Origin of the sequence: Streptomyces sp. NBC_01426 (assembly GCF_036231985.1) — a bacterium.
Lineage (GTDB): Bacteria > Actinomycetota > Actinomycetes > Streptomycetales > Streptomycetaceae > Streptomyces.
In genome coordinates this window covers 7,072,937-7,087,747 of the sequence record NZ_CP109500.1, presented here as the reverse complement: position 1 = coordinate 7,087,747, position 14,811 = coordinate 7,072,937, and the positions used below count along the sequence as shown (strand labels likewise).

General features: G+C 70.5%; 20 protein-coding genes. 4 read left to right on the top strand and 16 right to left on the bottom strand.

Annotation, left to right across the window (positions count from 1 at the left end):
* Window positions 1–74: 74 nt before the first annotated feature.
* The 3 genes from OG906_RS31720 to OG906_RS31710 form a co-directional block, all read right to left on the bottom strand.
* Window positions 75–635 carry a GNAT family N-acetyltransferase gene (locus tag OG906_RS31720; protein ID WP_329447475.1) on the bottom strand — a complete coding sequence of 187 codons (561 nt, stop codon included), beginning with the start codon at window positions 633–635 and terminating at the stop codon, window positions 75–77.
* A gap of 104 nt (window positions 636–739) precedes the next feature.
* Complete coding sequence (locus tag OG906_RS31715; RefSeq protein WP_329447474.1) at window positions 740–1,129, bottom strand: MerR family transcriptional regulator; 390 nt, start codon at window positions 1,127–1,129, stop codon at window positions 740–742.
* Between the two features lie 186 nt (window positions 1,130–1,315).
* Complete coding sequence (locus tag OG906_RS31710) at window positions 1,316–1,477, bottom strand: hypothetical protein (protein ID WP_053676175.1); 162 nt, start codon at window positions 1,475–1,477, stop codon at window positions 1,316–1,318.
* Window positions 1,478–1,689: 212 nt separating this feature from the next.
* On the opposite strand from OG906_RS31710, the gene OG906_RS31705 reads away from it, so the two are divergent.
* Window positions 1,690–1,863 carry a CsbD family protein gene (locus OG906_RS31705; protein WP_266973353.1) on the top strand — a complete coding sequence of 58 codons (174 nt, stop codon included), beginning with the start codon at window positions 1,690–1,692 and terminating at the stop codon, window positions 1,861–1,863.
* A 165-nt stretch (window positions 1,864–2,028) separates the two neighbouring features.
* On the opposite strand, the gene OG906_RS31700 is transcribed toward OG906_RS31705, so the two are convergent.
* The gene (locus tag OG906_RS31700) at window positions 2,029–2,232 is read right to left on the bottom strand and encodes a cold-shock protein (RefSeq protein WP_053678014.1); all 204 of its coding nucleotides are present in this window, start codon (window positions 2,230–2,232) and stop codon (window positions 2,029–2,031) included.
* A gap of 386 nt (window positions 2,233–2,618) precedes the next feature.
* On the opposite strand from OG906_RS31700, the gene OG906_RS31695 reads away from it, so the two are divergent.
* Window positions 2,619–3,173 carry a hypothetical protein gene (locus OG906_RS31695; protein WP_329447473.1) on the top strand — a complete coding sequence of 185 codons (555 nt, stop codon included), beginning with the start codon at window positions 2,619–2,621 and terminating at the stop codon, window positions 3,171–3,173.
* A gap of 48 nt (window positions 3,174–3,221) precedes the next feature.
* On the opposite strand, the gene OG906_RS31690 is transcribed toward OG906_RS31695, so the two are convergent.
* Window positions 3,222–3,443 carry a ferredoxin gene (locus OG906_RS31690; protein ID WP_329447472.1) on the bottom strand — a complete coding sequence of 74 codons (222 nt, stop codon included), beginning with the start codon at window positions 3,441–3,443 and terminating at the stop codon, window positions 3,222–3,224.
* Window positions 3,444–3,448: 5 nt separating this feature from the next.
* Entirely contained in the window at window positions 3,449–4,648 is a 1,200-nt protein-coding gene (locus OG906_RS31685) for a cytochrome P450 (protein WP_329447471.1), read from the bottom strand.
* A 174-nt stretch (window positions 4,649–4,822) separates the two neighbouring features.
* On the opposite strand from OG906_RS31685, the gene OG906_RS31680 reads away from it, so the two are divergent.
* Entirely contained in the window at window positions 4,823–5,425 is a 603-nt protein-coding gene (locus OG906_RS31680; protein WP_329447470.1) for a TetR/AcrR family transcriptional regulator, read from the top strand.
* Between the two features lie 6 nt (window positions 5,426–5,431).
* Here OG906_RS31680 and OG906_RS31675 read toward each other — a convergent pair whose 3' ends face one another.
* Window positions 5,432–6,901, bottom strand: coding sequence for an MFS transporter (locus OG906_RS31675; RefSeq protein WP_329447469.1), 1,470 nt, complete (start codon window positions 6,899–6,901; stop codon window positions 5,432–5,434).
* A 60-nt stretch (window positions 6,902–6,961) separates the two neighbouring features.
* Here OG906_RS31675 and OG906_RS31670 point away from each other — a divergent pair, with 60 nt between their 5' ends.
* Complete coding sequence (locus OG906_RS31670; RefSeq protein ID WP_329447468.1) at window positions 6,962–7,429, top strand: MarR family winged helix-turn-helix transcriptional regulator; 468 nt, start codon at window positions 6,962–6,964, stop codon at window positions 7,427–7,429.
* A gap of 29 nt (window positions 7,430–7,458) precedes the next feature.
* On the opposite strand, the gene OG906_RS31665 is transcribed toward OG906_RS31670, so the two are convergent.
* The 9 genes from OG906_RS31665 to OG906_RS31625 all read right to left on the bottom strand — a co-directional run bounded on the left by OG906_RS31665 (window position 7,459) and on the right by OG906_RS31625 (window position 14,757).
* Window positions 7,459–8,736: an Nramp family divalent metal transporter gene (locus OG906_RS31665; RefSeq protein ID WP_329447467.1), complete on the bottom strand. Its 1,278-nt coding sequence runs from the start codon at window positions 8,734–8,736 to the stop codon at window positions 7,459–7,461.
* 172 nt (window positions 8,737–8,908) lie between these two features.
* Complete coding sequence (gene thpD / locus OG906_RS31660; protein ID WP_329447466.1) at window positions 8,909–9,808, bottom strand: ectoine hydroxylase; 900 nt, start codon at window positions 9,806–9,808, stop codon at window positions 8,909–8,911.
* 38 nt (window positions 9,809–9,846) lie between these two features.
* The gene (locus OG906_RS31655; protein WP_267799288.1) at window positions 9,847–10,251 is read right to left on the bottom strand and encodes an ectoine synthase; all 405 of its coding nucleotides are present in this window, start codon (window positions 10,249–10,251) and stop codon (window positions 9,847–9,849) included.
* 39 nt (window positions 10,252–10,290) lie between these two features.
* On the bottom strand, window positions 10,291–11,559 hold the full coding sequence (ectB, locus tag OG906_RS31650) for a diaminobutyrate--2-oxoglutarate transaminase (RefSeq protein ID WP_329447465.1): 1,269 nt from the start codon (window positions 11,557–11,559) through the stop codon (window positions 10,291–10,293).
* A gap of 133 nt (window positions 11,560–11,692) precedes the next feature.
* A complete protein-coding gene (ectA, locus tag OG906_RS31645) occupies window positions 11,693–12,244 on the bottom strand; it encodes a diaminobutyrate acetyltransferase (RefSeq protein ID WP_329447464.1) in 552 nt (183 codons plus the stop codon).
* A 290-nt stretch (window positions 12,245–12,534) separates the two neighbouring features.
* Window positions 12,535–12,789, bottom strand: a complete 255-nt coding sequence (locus OG906_RS31640) for a hypothetical protein (protein WP_267799291.1) — start codon at window positions 12,787–12,789, stop codon at window positions 12,535–12,537.
* Window positions 12,786–13,091: a DUF6247 family protein gene (locus OG906_RS31635; protein ID WP_267799292.1), complete on the bottom strand. Its 306-nt coding sequence runs from the start codon at window positions 13,089–13,091 to the stop codon at window positions 12,786–12,788. Before OG906_RS31635 ends, OG906_RS31640 begins: the two co-directional genes overlap by 4 nt.
* 371 nt (window positions 13,092–13,462) lie before the next feature.
* On the bottom strand, window positions 13,463–13,783 hold the full coding sequence (locus OG906_RS31630; RefSeq protein ID WP_329447463.1) for a hypothetical protein: 321 nt from the start codon (window positions 13,781–13,783) through the stop codon (window positions 13,463–13,465).
* Window positions 13,784–13,848: 65 nt separating this feature from the next.
* Complete coding sequence (locus OG906_RS31625; RefSeq protein WP_329447462.1) at window positions 13,849–14,757, bottom strand: YihY/virulence factor BrkB family protein; 909 nt, start codon at window positions 14,755–14,757, stop codon at window positions 13,849–13,851.
* Between the last annotated feature and the right edge of the window lie 54 nt (window positions 14,758–14,811).

Here is a 14,811-nt window from a genome sequence, read left to right as displayed (position 1 = left end):
AATCGATCCGCCGGATTCCCTCGGCGTGGCGTACGGGGCATCCGGGCGGGAGGTCGACACGGCCGCGGCGCCGATCAGGAAGGGCCGTCCGCCGGGGCCGCGATGGCGTGGTAGGTGCGTCCGCCCGCCTCGTAGGTGCCGAGCGGGGTCATCCCGAAGCCGTCGACGTGCACCCGCCACGACGGTTCGTTGCCCTCCTCGATGAAGGCGACGACGGCCTCGGCGCGTCCGGAGGCCTCGGCGACGGCGTTCGCGAACAGTTCCCGCGCCACCCCGCGCCCGCGGAACGCCGCATCGACCACGACGGGCCCGTAGAGCAACCAGCGCACGCCGCTCAGGGCGCGTCCGCGCCACTCCAGTACCTCTTGGGCGGCGAGCAGACCGAGGACGGGAGGCGGCGGGTCGGGCAGGTCCGCCGCCACGGAGAGCGCGAGGAGACCGGCGAGCCGGCCCTCCTCGTCGGCGACCAGCAACTCCCCGTTCCCGGCCATGGTGCGCAGCGCCGCCTCGTCGAAGGCCCCCTGTACGAACCCCTGGGCGCGGCGTTGCTCCGCCGTCAGGGCGTCGTGGTGGTTGGCGGAGAAGAGCGCGGCCATGGCCGGAGCGTCGGCCTCGGTGGCGTATCGGTAACGCATGGGGCCGATGCTGCCACGGACTCCTCGACCGATCGGGGACGTCGGGGCCCGGGGCCCGTCACCTGGCAGGGGGAGCGGATCGGGCCTCGGGCTCGCCGGGCGGCTCAGCGTCCGGGGTCGGAGTTCCGGTCGCGACCGGAATCCTGGCCGGCATCGCGGGGGTCGCGGTCGGCCGGCGACTGCGCCACGGCCTTTCGGTACTCCGCGTTGAGGCGCTGGGCCTCTTCGAGCTGGTCTTCGAGGATGACGATCCGGCAGGCGGCGTCGATGGCCATTCCACCGTCCACCAGTTCTCGGGCACGGGCGGCGATCCGCAGCTGGTAGCGGGAGTACCGGCGGTGACCGCCCTCCGAACGCAGCGGCGTGATCAGGCGGGCCTCGCCGATCGCGCGGAGGAAGCCGGCCGTGGTTCCGAGCATCTCGGCGGCCCTGCCCATGGTGTAGGCGGGGTAGTCGTCGTCGTCGAGACGATCGAGCGGGTTCTCTGCTGTCACTTCCACCTCATCGGACGGGAACGCGTCAAGGCCCCGATGCCATGTGGCACCGGGGCCCCGAGAGAATTCAACACCATCCGCCGGAAGCCACCGCTCCCGGCTCACTCACTGTGTCCGCCGAACACGACGGTGGGGCCCGCTCCTCGTCGAGGAGCGGGCCCCACCGTCGTGCATGGACGAACGTGGCTACCAGCGGTACCAGCGGCCACTCCCACCCTTCGGGCGGGCCACGAAGCCCACCAGCCAGAGCACCAGTACCGCGATGGCGACCCACCAGAGGATCTTCACCGCGAAACCGGCACCGAAGAGAATCAGAGCGAGCAGAAGAACGAGAAGCAGGGGAACCATTGTTATCAACCTCCGAAACGCCGACTGCCCGCACCCCGCCCGACCATGCGCACAAAACTTATTTGTTTTTTATCGCCCCAGGCGGGAAGTCGATGTCCCCCCCTGTCACCCCGCTCGCCCGACATCCGTTCCGACTCACCCCGTTTGAGCGCCCGAGAACCGGTCACACGAACCGAGGCAAGAGACTTTCTCAATGTTGGGGAGTGATGGTTGTGTCGGCTGAAGAGAAGACCCAGGCCAAGACCGAGCAGGCCAAGGGCAAGGTCAAGGAAGCCGCGGGCCGCACGGTCGGCAACGAGCGTCTGACCGCCGAAGGCCGGGCGGACCAGGCCAAGGGCGATGCCCGAGAGGCCAAGGAGAAGGTCAAGGACACCTTCAAGCACTGACCTCCTCGGGCTCCGGGAACGCCCGGATCCGAAAACGACCTGTGGGCGGCCCCGATCGAGTCGGGGCCGCCCACAGGCCGTTTTCCCTCACGTGAGCGCGCGAACGCGAAAAGCCGGGGCCCGCACCCGAAGGTGCGGGCTCCGGCCCACGCGTGATCGCGAACGTCAGGCCGTGACGATGTTCTCGGCCGTCGGGCCCTTCTGGCCCTGCGCGATGTCGAAGCTGACCTTCTGGCCTTCCTGGAGCTCACGGAAGCCCTGGGAGGCGATGTTCGAGTAGTGGGCGAACACGTCCGGTCCGCCACCCTCCTGCTCGATGAAGCCGAAGCCCTTTTCCGCGTTGAACCACTTCACGGTGCCATTAGCCATGTCAATCTCCTTCGGGGCACAGCCCAGAAATCCACACCCTGCGGATTTCGAGTCGCCGCATGATCTTCCCGTCCGGAAAATGCCGGAAACACAAAAGCACCCTCACCGGTCTGAACGACCGATGAGCACCCTCGAAGTTTGGGAACCACAACTGCAACTGAAATCACAGTAGCACGCCCTGACTCGACAAAATCGGCCGCGAATCCCGACCCTCCAGGGAGGCGAGAAAGACTCCCCGCAGCTTTCCGCTCTTTCTGTCCTGGCCGACACAGAAATACGACATCGAGGCCCGACGTCGGGGGGCGCACGCCGGACGCGTCGGACACGGCGCGCATCCCCGCCCCACCTGCCGGTCAGGACGGCCGACCGCCCCTACGGTGTGGACCATGGCCCACGACGAGACCCCTGCGGCCGGGTCCCCCGCTCACGGTCCCGCACCCGACAAGGCCCTCGACGACGAACCGTTGTTCGCCGCCGCGCGGCTCAAGGAGCGCCTGTACGCGACGATCACCATGATCTCGGTGGTGGTCGGGCTCGCCGGCTTCGGCCACACCGACACGGCCGAAGCGGCGGCCACGATCCTCACGACCGCCGTCGGCCTGTGGCTGGCCGCCCTGGTCGCTGACCAACAGGCCCACCGCGTCGTCCACGGCCGCTTCGCCACCGGCCGCGAGCTGCGCCACATGGTGTCCGTCAGCAGCCCCCTGTTGCTGTCCGCGGTGGGGCCCCTCACCCTCCTCGCCGTGGCGGCGCTCACCGCCGTCACCGTGGAGTCCGCGCTGCTGATCGCGGCCGCGGTGAACGTCGCCGGCCTGTTCACCTGGGGGTGTTACGGGGGCATCCGCATGGGGGCCGGTACGGCCCTCGCCGTACTGGCCGGGGTCCTGGACGCGATCATCGGAACGGCGGTCGCCCTGGTCAAGGTCGCCGCCGGCCACTGAACACCCTCGCCCCGGGGCCTACCGGCCACGCGACGGTCGTGACTCGACCTACGGGCGCGGGGCGATCACCGTTCCCGCCTCCCGCACCGTGATGGCCTGGGCCGGGCAGATGTCCGCCGCGTCCAGCACCCGCGCGTCCTCGTCCGTCTCCGGCCGGCGCACCGAGGCGTGCTCGTCCTCCAGGGCGAACACGTCGGGGGCGACGGCGGCGCACATCCCCGAGCCCATGCACAGCTGTCGGTCCGCGCGTACGGTCCACTTCCCGGGCATGGCGCTCACCACCCGACCGGCATCACACGCGGGCCCCTGACCAGCATCTGCGACTTCCACGTCACATCACCCGCGAGGCGCAGACCGGGGAATCGGGTGACGAGCGCGGCCAGTGCCTCCTGGAGTTCGAGGCGGGCCAGCGGGGCGCCCAGGCAGTGGTGGACTCCGTGGCCGAAGCCGAGGTGGGGGACGCCGTCGCGGGTGATGTCCAGGACGCCCGGGGCGCTGAACCGCAGCGCGTCGCGGTTGGCGGCGCCGGTGGCGACCAGCACCGGGGTGCCGGCCCGCACCAGGGTGCCTCCGACCTCCACGTCCTCGGTGGCGTAGCGCGGCTGACTGGCGCCGCTGCCCAGCGGGACGAAGCGCAGCAGTTCCTCGACGGCGTTGGCGACGAGTTCGGGGCGCGAGCGCAGCAGGGCGAGTTGTTCCGGGTGCTCCAGCAGGGTGAGGGTGAAGTTGGGGATCTGCGAGGCGGTGGTCTCGTGGCCCGCGACCAGGATGCCCACGCACAGGTCGACCAGTTCCAGCTCGGAGAGCCGGTCGGATCCGTCCCGGGCCTCGATGAGGGCCGTCATCAGGTCGTCCCGCGGCCGGGCCCGGTGGTGGTGGATCAGGGTGCGCATGTAGTCGCGCAGTTCCTCGCGGTTGGCCTCGAACTCGGCGGCGCTGAGGGAGCTGGTCGACAGCGCGGCGTCGCTCCAGACCCGGAAGCGGGGTCGGTCCTCCTCGGGGACCCCGAGCATCCGGCAGATCACGGCGACGGGCAGGGGGAGCGCGAACCGGTCCACGAGGTCGGCGGGAGGGCCGGCCGCCTCCAGGTCGTCGAGGAGTTCCGCGGCGAGTTCGCGTACCCGGGGCCGGAGCTTCTCCACTTGGTGCACGGTGAACGCGCGGGCCACCAGGGAGCGCAGTCGGGTGTGGTCGGGCGGATCCATGGCGAGGATGCCGCTGTCGGATCGTCCCTCGGACTGGCGGGGTTCGTCGTGGCGGGCGCCCTCGGCGCGGCTGAAGCGCCGGTCTCCGAGGACGAGGCGGGCGTCGGCGTAGCGGGTGACCAGCCAGGCGCTCTCGCCGTAGGGCAGTTGGACGCGTAAGAGTCCGGGGCGCTCCCGGACCTGCTCGTAGGCGTCGGCGAGTCGGAGCCCCTCGGCGGAGTTGAAGGGGTAGGCCAGGGGTGCGGTGGTGTCGGTGTCCGGTGCGGGCATCGCGGCCTCCATATGTAAGCGACTGCTTACAAACGTAGGACGGTCCCTCCGGACGGTCAACGGGGCCTCGGCGTCGTTATCCTGACAGGCCGCCCGCGGACGGCCGGCGCGCGCGGGAACACGCCGGCGCACGACGCGGAGCGACGACGAGACGGCGGAGCGAGGACAGCGACGATGGACGAAGCCACGGGCCCGCGAGCGGGCGAGCGCCGCCGCGACGCCTCGGCCACCCGCCGCCGGATACTCGACGCGGCGCGCGACCTGTTCGCCGAGCGGGGGTACGAGCGGGCCACCGTCCGCGACATCGCGGAGGTGGCCGGCTCGAACCAGGCGTTGCTGTTCCGCTACTTCGGTTCCAAACAGGGGCTGCTCGCCGAGGTGCTCGCCCGGGGCGGCCTGGAGCAGGTACGGACCACCCCGCCGGAGGAGCTGTTCGAGACGGCGCTGCGCTCCATGCTCACGAGCAGCGCCGCCGGCACGGGCGACCGTTCCCTGGAGGTGTACCTGCGGTCGGTGGGCCGCGGTGAGGACGCGGCCGGGACCCTGCGTGAGCTGGGCGAGGAGTATCAGCGGGCGCTGGCATCGCTGTCCGGCGCGCCGGACGGTGCCCTGCGCGCCGATCTGGCGATGGCCTGGCTGCTCGGCATCGGCCTGATGCGGACGGTCGTGGCCCGCGAGCCGCTGGCCGGCGCCGACCCGGACGAGGTGTGCGCCCTCGTCCTCACCACGCTGCGGCACCTGTGGGCGGCTCCCCCGGCTCCCCCGGGCGACGTCTAGCGTCCGTCAGGGGGCGGGGACCGCGACGGCGGGTTCCTCGTGCTGTTCGATCTCCGGGCGCCCCTTCTTCGGGAGCAGGAACGTGACGGCCAGGAACGCCACCAACAGGCAGGCCTGGGCGACGAGTGCGTGCCGGAACCCCGTGGTGAAGTCACCGGTCCCGGCCCGGTCGAAGAAGAGCGATCCGAAGACGGCCACCCCGATGGAGCCGCCGATGGACTGGACGGCCGACAGGACGCCGGACGCGGAGCCGATCTCGTCGTCGTCCACCGCGGCCAGGATGAAGCTGAACAGGGCCGCGATCACCATGCCGGAGCCGATGCCCGCGACCGCCACGCCCGGGGCGATGTCCCCGAGCGAGAAGGTCGTGCCCACCCGCCCCAGCTCGTACCAGAGCAGCGCCGCTCCCCCGAGCTGTACGAGCGGGCCCACCTGGAGGACGGCCCTGCCGATCCGGTCCGCGAGGAAGGCGCCGCTGAGCGCGCCGCCGATGGCGGTGCCGACCGCCAGGGGAAGGTTGCCCAACCCCGCCTCGCCCGCCGTGAACTGCCGGCCGATCTGGAGGTAGAGGGTCAGTACGAGCTGGGTGCCGACCAGTCCGGCGAAGAAGAGGGCGATGCCGCCGAGCCCCACGGTGAAGGCGGGCTTGCGCAGCAGGCCGGGCGTCACCAGCGGTTCGCGGCCGCCGTCGGCCGCGCGCCGCTGCCGGCCGGCGAACAGGGCGAAGCACAGTGCGGAGCCGGCCATCGAGATCCAGGTCCACAGCGGCCAGCCGGATTCCTGTCCCTGGTTGAGCGGGAGCACGAGGAGGGCGCAGGCCGTGACGATCAGTGCCGCGCCCACGCCGTCGACGGTGACGGTGCGATCGCCCGGCTTCCTCGGGACCACCTTGGCGGCGACGACGAGTGCGGCGATGCCGATGGGGAGGTTGACCAGGAACACCAGCCGCCAGCCGAGGCCGAAGAGGTCGGCCGAGATGAGTGCGCCGCCGAGGACCGGGCCGATGATGCCGCCCAGTCCCAGGACGGGCCCGAAGATGCCGAAGACCTTGGCGAGTTCGGCGCCCGAGAAGTTCTCCCGCAGGAGCCCGAGCCCCTGGGGCAGGAGCATGGCGCCGGCCGTGCCCTGGAGCAGCCGGAAGCAGATCAGCAGCTCGATGTTCGGTGCGAGGGCGCAGAGCAGGGAGGTTGCGGTGAAGGCTCCGAGGCCGATGAGGAACATGCGGCGCCGGCCGTGGCGGTCGCCGAGGCGTCCGCCCAGGACGAGTCCGGCGCCCAGGGTGAGGGCGTACCCCCCGATCACCCATTGCAGGCCGGTGGAGGTGGCGCCCAAGGACTCCTCCAGAGCGGGTCCGGCCACGTTCACGATCGACGCGTCCAGCAGGTCCATGACCTCGGCGACGAGCATCACGGCCAGGATCATCCACCTCCACCGGTAGGGCGCGGCGGCCCCGCCTGCGGGTCGAGTGGTGTCCATTTTTACCTCGGATCCTTGATTACCAATGTTCTTAGCAATATGCAGAGTATCGTTGGCCGCATGGATGTCAATGTCGATTCAGCCGCCGGGCCGGACGTGGACGCGAACACGCTCCGCGAGCAACTGCGGAACATGACCTTGCGCCAGCAGCGTTTCGAGAGGTACCTGGGGCGTGAGCTGCACACGGACTCGGCGGGGCTGACCGTCATGGGTCATCTCGTCAGCGTCGGACCGACCTCCCCCACCGACCTCGCCCGGGCGCTGGGCACCTCCACCGCGGCGATGACGCTGGTCATCGACCGGCTCGTGGCCGCAGGCCACGCCACCCGCCGACCCCATCCCACGGACCGTCGCAAGGTGATCGTCACCCCCGCCGACGACTGGGAGGCCCGCTCCTACGCGTACGTCTCCCCCCTCATCCAGGGAGTCACCGCCGCCGCCTCGAACCTCACGCCCGAGGAGCAGGTCACCGTGGCCGCCTTCCTGGAGCGGATCATCGGCGCCTACGACCACGCGACGCACCCCTGACACCTACCGCCACCGGGGCGGCGACGCGGCTACCAGGGCAGCTCGCGCATCTGCTGGACGCACAGGACCACGAACAGCAGCCCGGCGCCCGCGAGCATCGCGTTGCTCAGTGCGCCGTTGCGCCAATCGGCCTGCGTACGGCTGGAGTTGAGCAACCACAGCAGGGTGAGGGCCAGAAACGGCATGAAGAACGCGCCGATCACCCCGTAGACGATGACAAGCCCGAAGGGCTGGTCCAGGAACAGCAGGCTGATGGGCGGGAAGGTGAGCCAGAGCAGGTAGGCCCGGAAGGGCAGGGACTTCTCGCGGTCCGTTCCGGCCGGGACGAGGGAGGGCCGGTACTTGCTCGTGAAGTCGGCGAACATCAGGCTGACTCCGTGCCACACCCCGATCAGCGAGGTGAACGAGGTGGCGAAGAATCCCACCAGGAAGAGCTTGGCGGTGGCGCTCCCGTAGCGCTGCTCCAGGATGCCGCTGAGGTCCAGCAGCCCCTTGTCCCCCTTGGCGAGCGCGGCGCCGGAGGAGTACAGGAGCTCCGCGCCCACGAAGAGCATCGCCACGACGAAGATGCCGGTGGTGACGTAGGCGACGCGGTTGTCGAGCCGCATCACCTTCATCCAGCCCGTGTCGGTCCACCCCTTGGCGTTGACCCAGTAGCCGTACGCGGCGAGCGTGATGGTGCCGCCGACGCCGCCGATCAGGCCGAGCGTGTAGATCAGCGAACCGTCCGGGAGGACGGGCACGAGGCCGGCGAGGGCCTCGTCGAGGTGGGGGGTGACCCGGATCGCGAGGTAGACCGTGACGAGGAACATCACGCCGACCAGGACGGTCATGACCTTCTCGAAGACGGCGTAGCGGTTGAACCAGACGAAGACCAGTCCGACCAGGCCGCACAGCACGGCCCAGCCCTTCAGGTCCATGACGTCGGGGAACAGCGCGGCCAGCGGAAGGGCGCTGGAGGACATCGCGGCGGCGCCGTAGACGAACCCCCAGACGACCACGTAGCCGACGAAGTAGAAGGTGGTCCAGGGTCCGAGGCTGCGCCAGCCGTCGAAGAGGGTCCGGCCGGTGGCCAGGTGCCAGCGGCCCACCGCCTCGGCGAGGGAGACCTTGACCAGGCAGCCGATGACGGCCGCCCACAGCAGGGTGTAGCCGAACTTGCCGCCCGCGATGAGTGTCGCGACGAGGTCACCGGCGCCGACGCCCGTCGCCGCGACGACGATGCCGGGGCCGATGTGGCGCCAACTCGCCTTGCGTGGCGCACGGTTCTCGCCCTGCCGGGCGTCGATGCGCGTGCTGTCCGCCATGGGACCCAGCCTTCCGTCGGCCTTCTGTGGCAACCCGTGCCACCAAAGCCGCTCACCGGCGGTCGCGCAAGAGGGCAGGAGGGTGATCGCCGCGCACGAGTGCGGGGAACACCGCGCCGATCGGCGAGGTGTTCCCCGTGAGGTCACACGTGCGGGCGGGCCCGCCGAGAGGTCAGCGCACCGGGACGACGTCCCGCGCGGCGATGAACTCGGGGCGGCGGACGGGAGCCGCGAAGGGCTCCTCTGGCGCGTTCTCCACACTGTTGAACACGAAGAAGACGTTGCTGCGCGGGTAGGGGGTGATGTTGTCCCCGGAGCCGTGCATCGCGTTGCAGTCGAACCAGGTGGCCGAGCCGGCCTGGCCGGTGAAGAGCCTGATGCCGCAGGCCTCCGAGAACTTCGTGAGCGCTTCCTGCGAGGGGATGCCCGCGTCCTGCATCTGCAGGGACCGCTTGTAGTTGTCCTTGGGCGTCTCGCCGGCGCAGCCCAGGAAGGTCCGGTGGGAGCCCGGCATGATCATGAGGCCGCCGTTGGTGGGGTAGTTCGGCGTCAGCGCGATCGACACCGAGACCGTCCGCATGCGCGGGAGTCCGTCCTCCGCGTGCCAGGTCTCGAAGTCGGAGTGCCAGTAGAAGCCGCGTGCGCCGAAGCCGGGCTTCACGTTGATCCGGGACTGGTGCACGTACACGTCCGACCCGAGGATCTGTCGGGCGACGCCCACCACCCGTGGATCGGCGGCGAGTTGCGCGAAGGCCTCGCTGATCCGGTGTACCTCGAACACCGAGCGGACCTCGTCCGAGGCCGGCTCGATGATGGACCGTTCGTCCGCCCGTACCGCCGGGTCGGCGACGAGGCGGTCCAGTTCGGTCCGGTAGACGTCGACTTCCTCGGGGGTGATGAGCTGGTCCACCGGGTGGAAGCCCTGCCGCTCGAAAGTCTCCAGCTCATGCCCCCACAGCGGCCCCGGGGTCCCGGACGCCGACCAGACGACGGGGTCCTGACGGCCGATCAGAACCTCCTCGGGGCCCCGGGTCGGATACGTGTCCACAGTGCGCGCGGTTGTGGTGATCATGATGTTGCCTGCCTCTCCTCTCGTCTTCGCGGGCTGCCTCAGGCGCTGTGCGGCTCGGTGAGCAGCGGGTAGACGCCGTTCTCGTCGTGGTCCTCGCGCCCGGTGACGGGCGGGTTGAAGACGCACAGACAGCGGAAGTCCCGTGCGACCCGCAGGGTGTGCCGTTCGTGGCCGTCCAGCAGGTACATGGTTCCGGGCGTGATGAGGTACTTCTCGCCCGTCTCCTCATCGGTGAGTTCGGCCTCGCCCTCGGTGCACACGACGGCCTCGACGTGGTTCGCGTACCACATCGACGTCTCGGTGCCGGCGTAGAGCACGGTCTCGTGCAGGGAGAAACCGACGCGCTCGCGCGCGAGCACGATGCGCTTGCTCTCCCAGGTCCCGGACGCGGCCTTCACGTGCCGGTCGGTCCCCTCGATGTCCTTGAAAGAACGGACGATCATTCTTCGTTCACCTCTCTTCACATGCGACGCGCGTGGTGGTCAGGCCGTCTCACGGACGGAGCGCGTCAGGATTTCCAGACCCTCTTCGAGTTCGGCGGGGGTCAGCGTGAGCGGCGGCAGGAGCTTGACCACCTCGCTCTCGGGACCGGAGGTCTCGACGAGGAGGCCGTGCTCGTAGGCCTGCCGGCAGACGGCGGTCGCCCGGGTGCTGTCCTCGAACTCCAGGCCCCACACCATGCCCCTGCCCCGGTGGGTGGTTCCCGGACGCCCGTCCTCGGCGCAGATCTCACTGAGCGTCTGCTCGATGCGCGCGCCTTGGAGGAGGGTGCGGTCCCGCAGGCCGCCGTCGTGCCAGAACGTGTCCAGGGCGGCGGTGGCCGTGACGAAGGCGGGGTTGTTGCCGCGGAAGGTGCCGTTGTGTTCGCCGGGCTCCCAGATGTCCAGTTCCGGCTTGAACAGGCAGAGCGACATGGGCAGTCCGTAACCGCTGATGGACTTGGACAGCGTCACGATGTCCGGGGTGACGCCCGCTTCCTCGAAGGAGAAGAACTCGCCGGTGCGGCCGCAACCCATCTGGACGTCGTCGACGATGAGCAGCATGTCGCGGCGCCGGCACAGGTCCGCCAGCTGTCGCAGCCACTCGGGGCGGGCGACGTTCACGCCGCCCTCGCCCTGGATGGTCTCCACGATCACGGCGGCGGGGTGGTTCAGCCCGGACCCCTGGTCCTCCAGCAGCCGCTCGAACCAGATGAAGTCCGGCGTCTGGCCGCCCAGGTAGTTGTCGAAGGGCATGGGCGTGGTGTGGACCAGGGGGACACCGGCGCCGGCGCGCTTGAAGGCGTTGCCGGTCACGGCGAGCGAGCCGAGGGACATCCCGTGGAAGGCGTTGGTGAAGGAGACCACCGCTTCGCGTCCCTTGGCCTTCCGCGCGAGCTTCAGCGCGGCCTCGACGGCGTTGGTGCCCGTCGGGCCCGGGAACATGACCTTGTACGGGAGGCTGCGCGGGGCCAGGATCTTGGACTGGAAGGTCTCCAGGAAGGCCCGTTTGGCGGTGGTCGACATGTCCAGGGCGTGCGTGATGCCGTCCCGCTCGATGTAGTCCAGCAGGGCACGCTTCAGCACGGGGTTGTTGTGTCCGTAGTTGAGCGAACCGGCTCCGGCGAAGAAGTCGAGGTAGTCACGCCCCCGCTCGTCGTACAGTCGGCTGCCGCTCGCCTTCTCGAAGACGGTCGGCCAGGCCCGGCAGTAGCTGCGGACCTCGGACTCGACGGTCTCGAAAACACTCAGAAGCGGCTCGGTGATGGTCAACGAAATCTCCTTGTGAATGTGCGACGTGCGGCGTGCGGAGGTGCGACGTGGCGCGGCGCGGCAACGGATCGGCGACGCGGCCGGCCACGTGGGGGTGTCGTGGAACGGTGGGGGGAACCGGGCCCGGGAAGGGTCAGAAGGCCAGCGGCCCGATGCGGTGCAGGACCTCGGGAGCGTGCGCGTCGACCTCGGGGAAGTCGCCGGGCGCGAAGAGCACCTCGCGGGTCAGCCGCGCGCCGTGGCGTGCGGCGTACGCGGCGAACAGTCGCTCCGAGGCGGCGTTGTCGGGCGTGATGGTCGTCTCGACACAGCGCAGGGGCCGCTTTGCGGCCTCGCGGACGGACAGGCCGTCGAGCAGCGCTCCGGCCACGCCCTGTCCCCGCCGGGACTCGTCGACGGCGACCTGCCACACGAACAGGGTGTCGGGGGCCTCGGGCCGGCGGTATCCGCTGACGAACCCGACGGGCCGTCCGCTCTCGTCACGGGCGACCACCGAGGAGCCGGCGAAGTCACGGCACCACAGGAGGTAGCTGTACGAGGAGTTCAGGTCCAAGGTCTTCGAGTCACGAGCGATACGCCAGAGGGAAGCTCCGTCTTCCACGTCCGGGCTGTCGAGGCGCAACTCCTGGGGAAGTTCCAGGTAGCCGCTTCGGCTGCGGTCCAGGTCTGCATGTGCAGTGGTCATGCCGACGCAAGTTACCCAGCACGAGAAAAAAATGCATGGGTCCACAAGCTTCCGGATGGAGGGTCGGCATGTTATTGGTGCGGGCGCGGAGAGCCCTTCTGATACCCCTCGTTGATGATCTTCATATCGTGCCGAATCACGACATGTCATCCCAGCGAAGCTGTTTATAACGAGGCTGTAACTTCTGCATTTCGCCTGCGCGTCGCCCTCGCGATCGTTACAATCCCGCAAACCTGCGACCGTTTCGGCCCCGCAGGGCTGGGCAAGACGGCCGACGGAGCTCGGTTCGGTCAGCCGAGCCAGACGACGTCGATGACGTAGAGGCGACCCGCGGACCTGTTGACGAAGTACACGGCGGCGAGCTGTCCGATCGTCGCGGAGCGGACGTCCTCCCCCTCGGGGTCCCGGTTGTCGAAGGCCGGGAACGACCAGGGGTCGCGGGAGGCGATGTCGAGGACGTCACGGACGATCTCCACCGCGTACTCGGGAAGTCCCGCCAGCGCCTTCGCCGCGTGCGGGGACAGCCGGACCGGCCAACCGTTCACCGGCGGGGTCCGAAGAGGTCTTCCAGGGCGGTGCCGTCGCCGTCGTCCCTGTCCGAGGCCAGAAAGGCGTCGACGGCCGGGGCGGCGGTCAGGCGGACCTGCCAGGTGCGGACCACGTCGTGCAGCGGGGCGAGGCTGTAGCTGTGGCGGGCGTACTCCAGGGCCTGGGCCCAGTCTCGTTCGAAGGCGGGCGCCCAGCGCTCCGCGTTGCGGTCGGCTCGGATACGGCCGAGGAGCTCGGCCGCCGCCGTGGGGGCGGGTGCCGGGGGCAGGGCGGGCGCGTACTCGGGCCGTGCGCTCATGCGTCCTCCAGAGGGTTCCGGCCGACACGCTAGCGAAGATCCGCCCGCCGGTTCCGGTCCGCCGGACGCGGAGCGCCCGGCCCGGCTCTGACGTGGGTGAACGCACCTTGAACGCACACGCCGGCCGATTCGGGGTACGTTCGTGGGTACGGGGTGCGGCCTTGGCCATCAGGGTCGCGACGGGGGCCGCACCCCGACACTCGTGAAGCCGCGCCGGACACCCTCGACGACCGTGCCCGGGTTCGTGATCATCCGTCCGGCGGCGCTGACGGCCCCCGGGAGCCTCTCGTACGGATGGGCCCTTGAGTCCTTCCTGGTCCCCCGCGTACGCCCCGGGAGTCCCTCGCGCCCCGCGCGGCCCTCCGGGGCCGTCAGCCCGGGCGTCGCCGCGACCCGCCGCCCGGGGGCAGGGGTGCGGGCGCGGGGTCGGCTCCCCGCAGGTGGAGGTCCCGGACCGTGGCGGCGATCTCGCGCTGGAGGTGGTCCCAGGAGACGAGCCGTTGCCAGAGGGGGTCGGGTTCGCCCGGTACGGTGGCGCCGCGCGCGGTCCACTCCCGGGCGAGTTCCTCGTACAGGGGCGCCCCGTCGGCGCCGGTACGGATCGCCTGCCGGGGAACGCGCGTGGCCAGGACACCGTCGTCCGCGCCGCGGTGCCGAGCCGTGCCGGTGATCGTGGAGTGCTTCGGAGCCATGCCCACCCAAACGATCCGCCACCCGCGCGGACACGACCCCGCCGGCCGCGGCGCGCCTCGGACGGTCAGGACACCTCGGGTTCCGTCCGCGGCGTGTCACGGGCCAGGACCGCGTTGAACTGGGCGCCGGTGAGCAGCGCGAGGTTGGTGAACCAGAGCCAGATGAGGAACACCACGATCCCCGCGAGCGAACCGTAGAGCCGGCTGTAGGTGCCGAACTCGGTGTAGAGCGTGAAGAGCGCCGAGGCGGAGAGCCAGAGGACGGCCGCAAGAGCGCCGCCCGGAAGGCCGCGGCGGGTTCCCCGGGCGCGCGCCGGGCCGGTGCGGAAGAGGATCAGGATGAGCGAGATGGCGATGACGAGCAGGGTCGGCCAGCGCAGCACGGCCATGGTGTCCACGCCCTCGTAGCCCGCGGCGGCCGCGAGGCGGCGCGCGAAGGGGCCCGAGGCGACGAGACTGGCCGCGCCGGTCACCAGCAGGCCCAGCAGCAGGGCGGCGGTGAGGACGAGGATGTGGGCGGCGCGCAGGGGCGGTCGCGTGTCGGGGAGGCGGTACATCGCGTGCAGCGCGCGACGGAAGACCGCGAGGTAACTGGACGCCGACCACAGGGCGCTGACGATCCCGCTCGCGAGCAGCAGCCACATGGAGGACGGGTCCGCGGTCAGGGAGTCGAGGACCTCGCGGAGCGTGGCCGCGGACTGGGGCGGGGCGTAGGAGGTGAGGTCGAGGATGAGGCGCTCGCGGGTGCCCGGACCGGCCAGCCCCACCAGGGAGACCGAGACGAGCAGGGCAGGCACGAGGGCCAGCACCGCGTAGTAGGTGAGGGCTGCGGCATAGTCGGCGATGTTGTCGTCCCACACGCGCACCGCGGTGTCGCGCAGGGCGGAGCGGGTGCGCACGGCGAGCGCGACGGCGCCGTTCCCCCGGATCGCCGGGGTGGTGCGGGGAGCGGTGGGGGAAGTGTTCGATGCCACGGGGCGCTCATGCCCCTCGTGGCCGTTCCTACGCGCCCCCGGACCCCGCCGTGT

Coding starts and splice junctions, on each gene's coding strand:
- OG906_RS31700 (WP_053678014.1), bottom strand. CDS start 2,232: ATGGCTAATGGCACCGTGAAGTGGTTCAACGCGGAAAAGGGCTTCGGC.
- OG906_RS31720 (WP_329447475.1), bottom strand. CDS start 635: ATGCGTTACCGATACGCCACCGAGGCCGACGCTCCGGCCATGGCCGCG.
- OG906_RS31635 (WP_267799292.1), bottom strand. CDS start 13,091: ATGAGCGCACGGCCCGAGTACGCGCCCGCCCTGCCCCCGGCACCCGCC.
- OG906_RS31670 (WP_329447468.1), top strand. CDS start 6,962: ATGGATGTCAATGTCGATTCAGCCGCCGGGCCGGACGTGGACGCGAAC.
- OG906_RS31685 (WP_329447471.1), bottom strand. CDS start 4,648: ATGCCCGCACCGGACACCGACACCACCGCACCCCTGGCCTACCCCTTC.
- ectA (WP_329447464.1), bottom strand. CDS start 12,244: ATGACCACTGCACATGCAGACCTGGACCGCAGCCGAAGCGGCTACCTG.
- OG906_RS31695 (WP_329447473.1), top strand. CDS start 2,619: ATGGCCCACGACGAGACCCCTGCGGCCGGGTCCCCCGCTCACGGTCCC.
- OG906_RS31690 (WP_329447472.1), bottom strand. CDS start 3,443: ATGCCCGGGAAGTGGACCGTACGCGCGGACCGACAGCTGTGCATGGGC.
- OG906_RS31675 (WP_329447469.1), bottom strand. CDS start 6,901: ATGGACACCACTCGACCCGCAGGCGGGGCCGCCGCGCCCTACCGGTGG.
- OG906_RS31630 (WP_329447463.1), bottom strand. CDS start 13,783: ATGGCTCCGAAGCACTCCACGATCACCGGCACGGCTCGGCACCGCGGC.
- OG906_RS31710 (WP_053676175.1), bottom strand. CDS start 1,477: ATGGTTCCCCTGCTTCTCGTTCTTCTGCTCGCTCTGATTCTCTTCGGT.
- OG906_RS31665 (WP_329447467.1), bottom strand. CDS start 8,736: ATGGCGGACAGCACGCGCATCGACGCCCGGCAGGGCGAGAACCGTGCG.
- OG906_RS31680 (WP_329447470.1), top strand. CDS start 4,823: ATGGACGAAGCCACGGGCCCGCGAGCGGGCGAGCGCCGCCGCGACGCC.
- OG906_RS31655 (WP_267799288.1), bottom strand. CDS start 10,251: ATGATCGTCCGTTCTTTCAAGGACATCGAGGGGACCGACCGGCACGTG.
- thpD (WP_329447466.1), bottom strand. CDS start 9,808: ATGATCACCACAACCGCGCGCACTGTGGACACGTATCCGACCCGGGGC.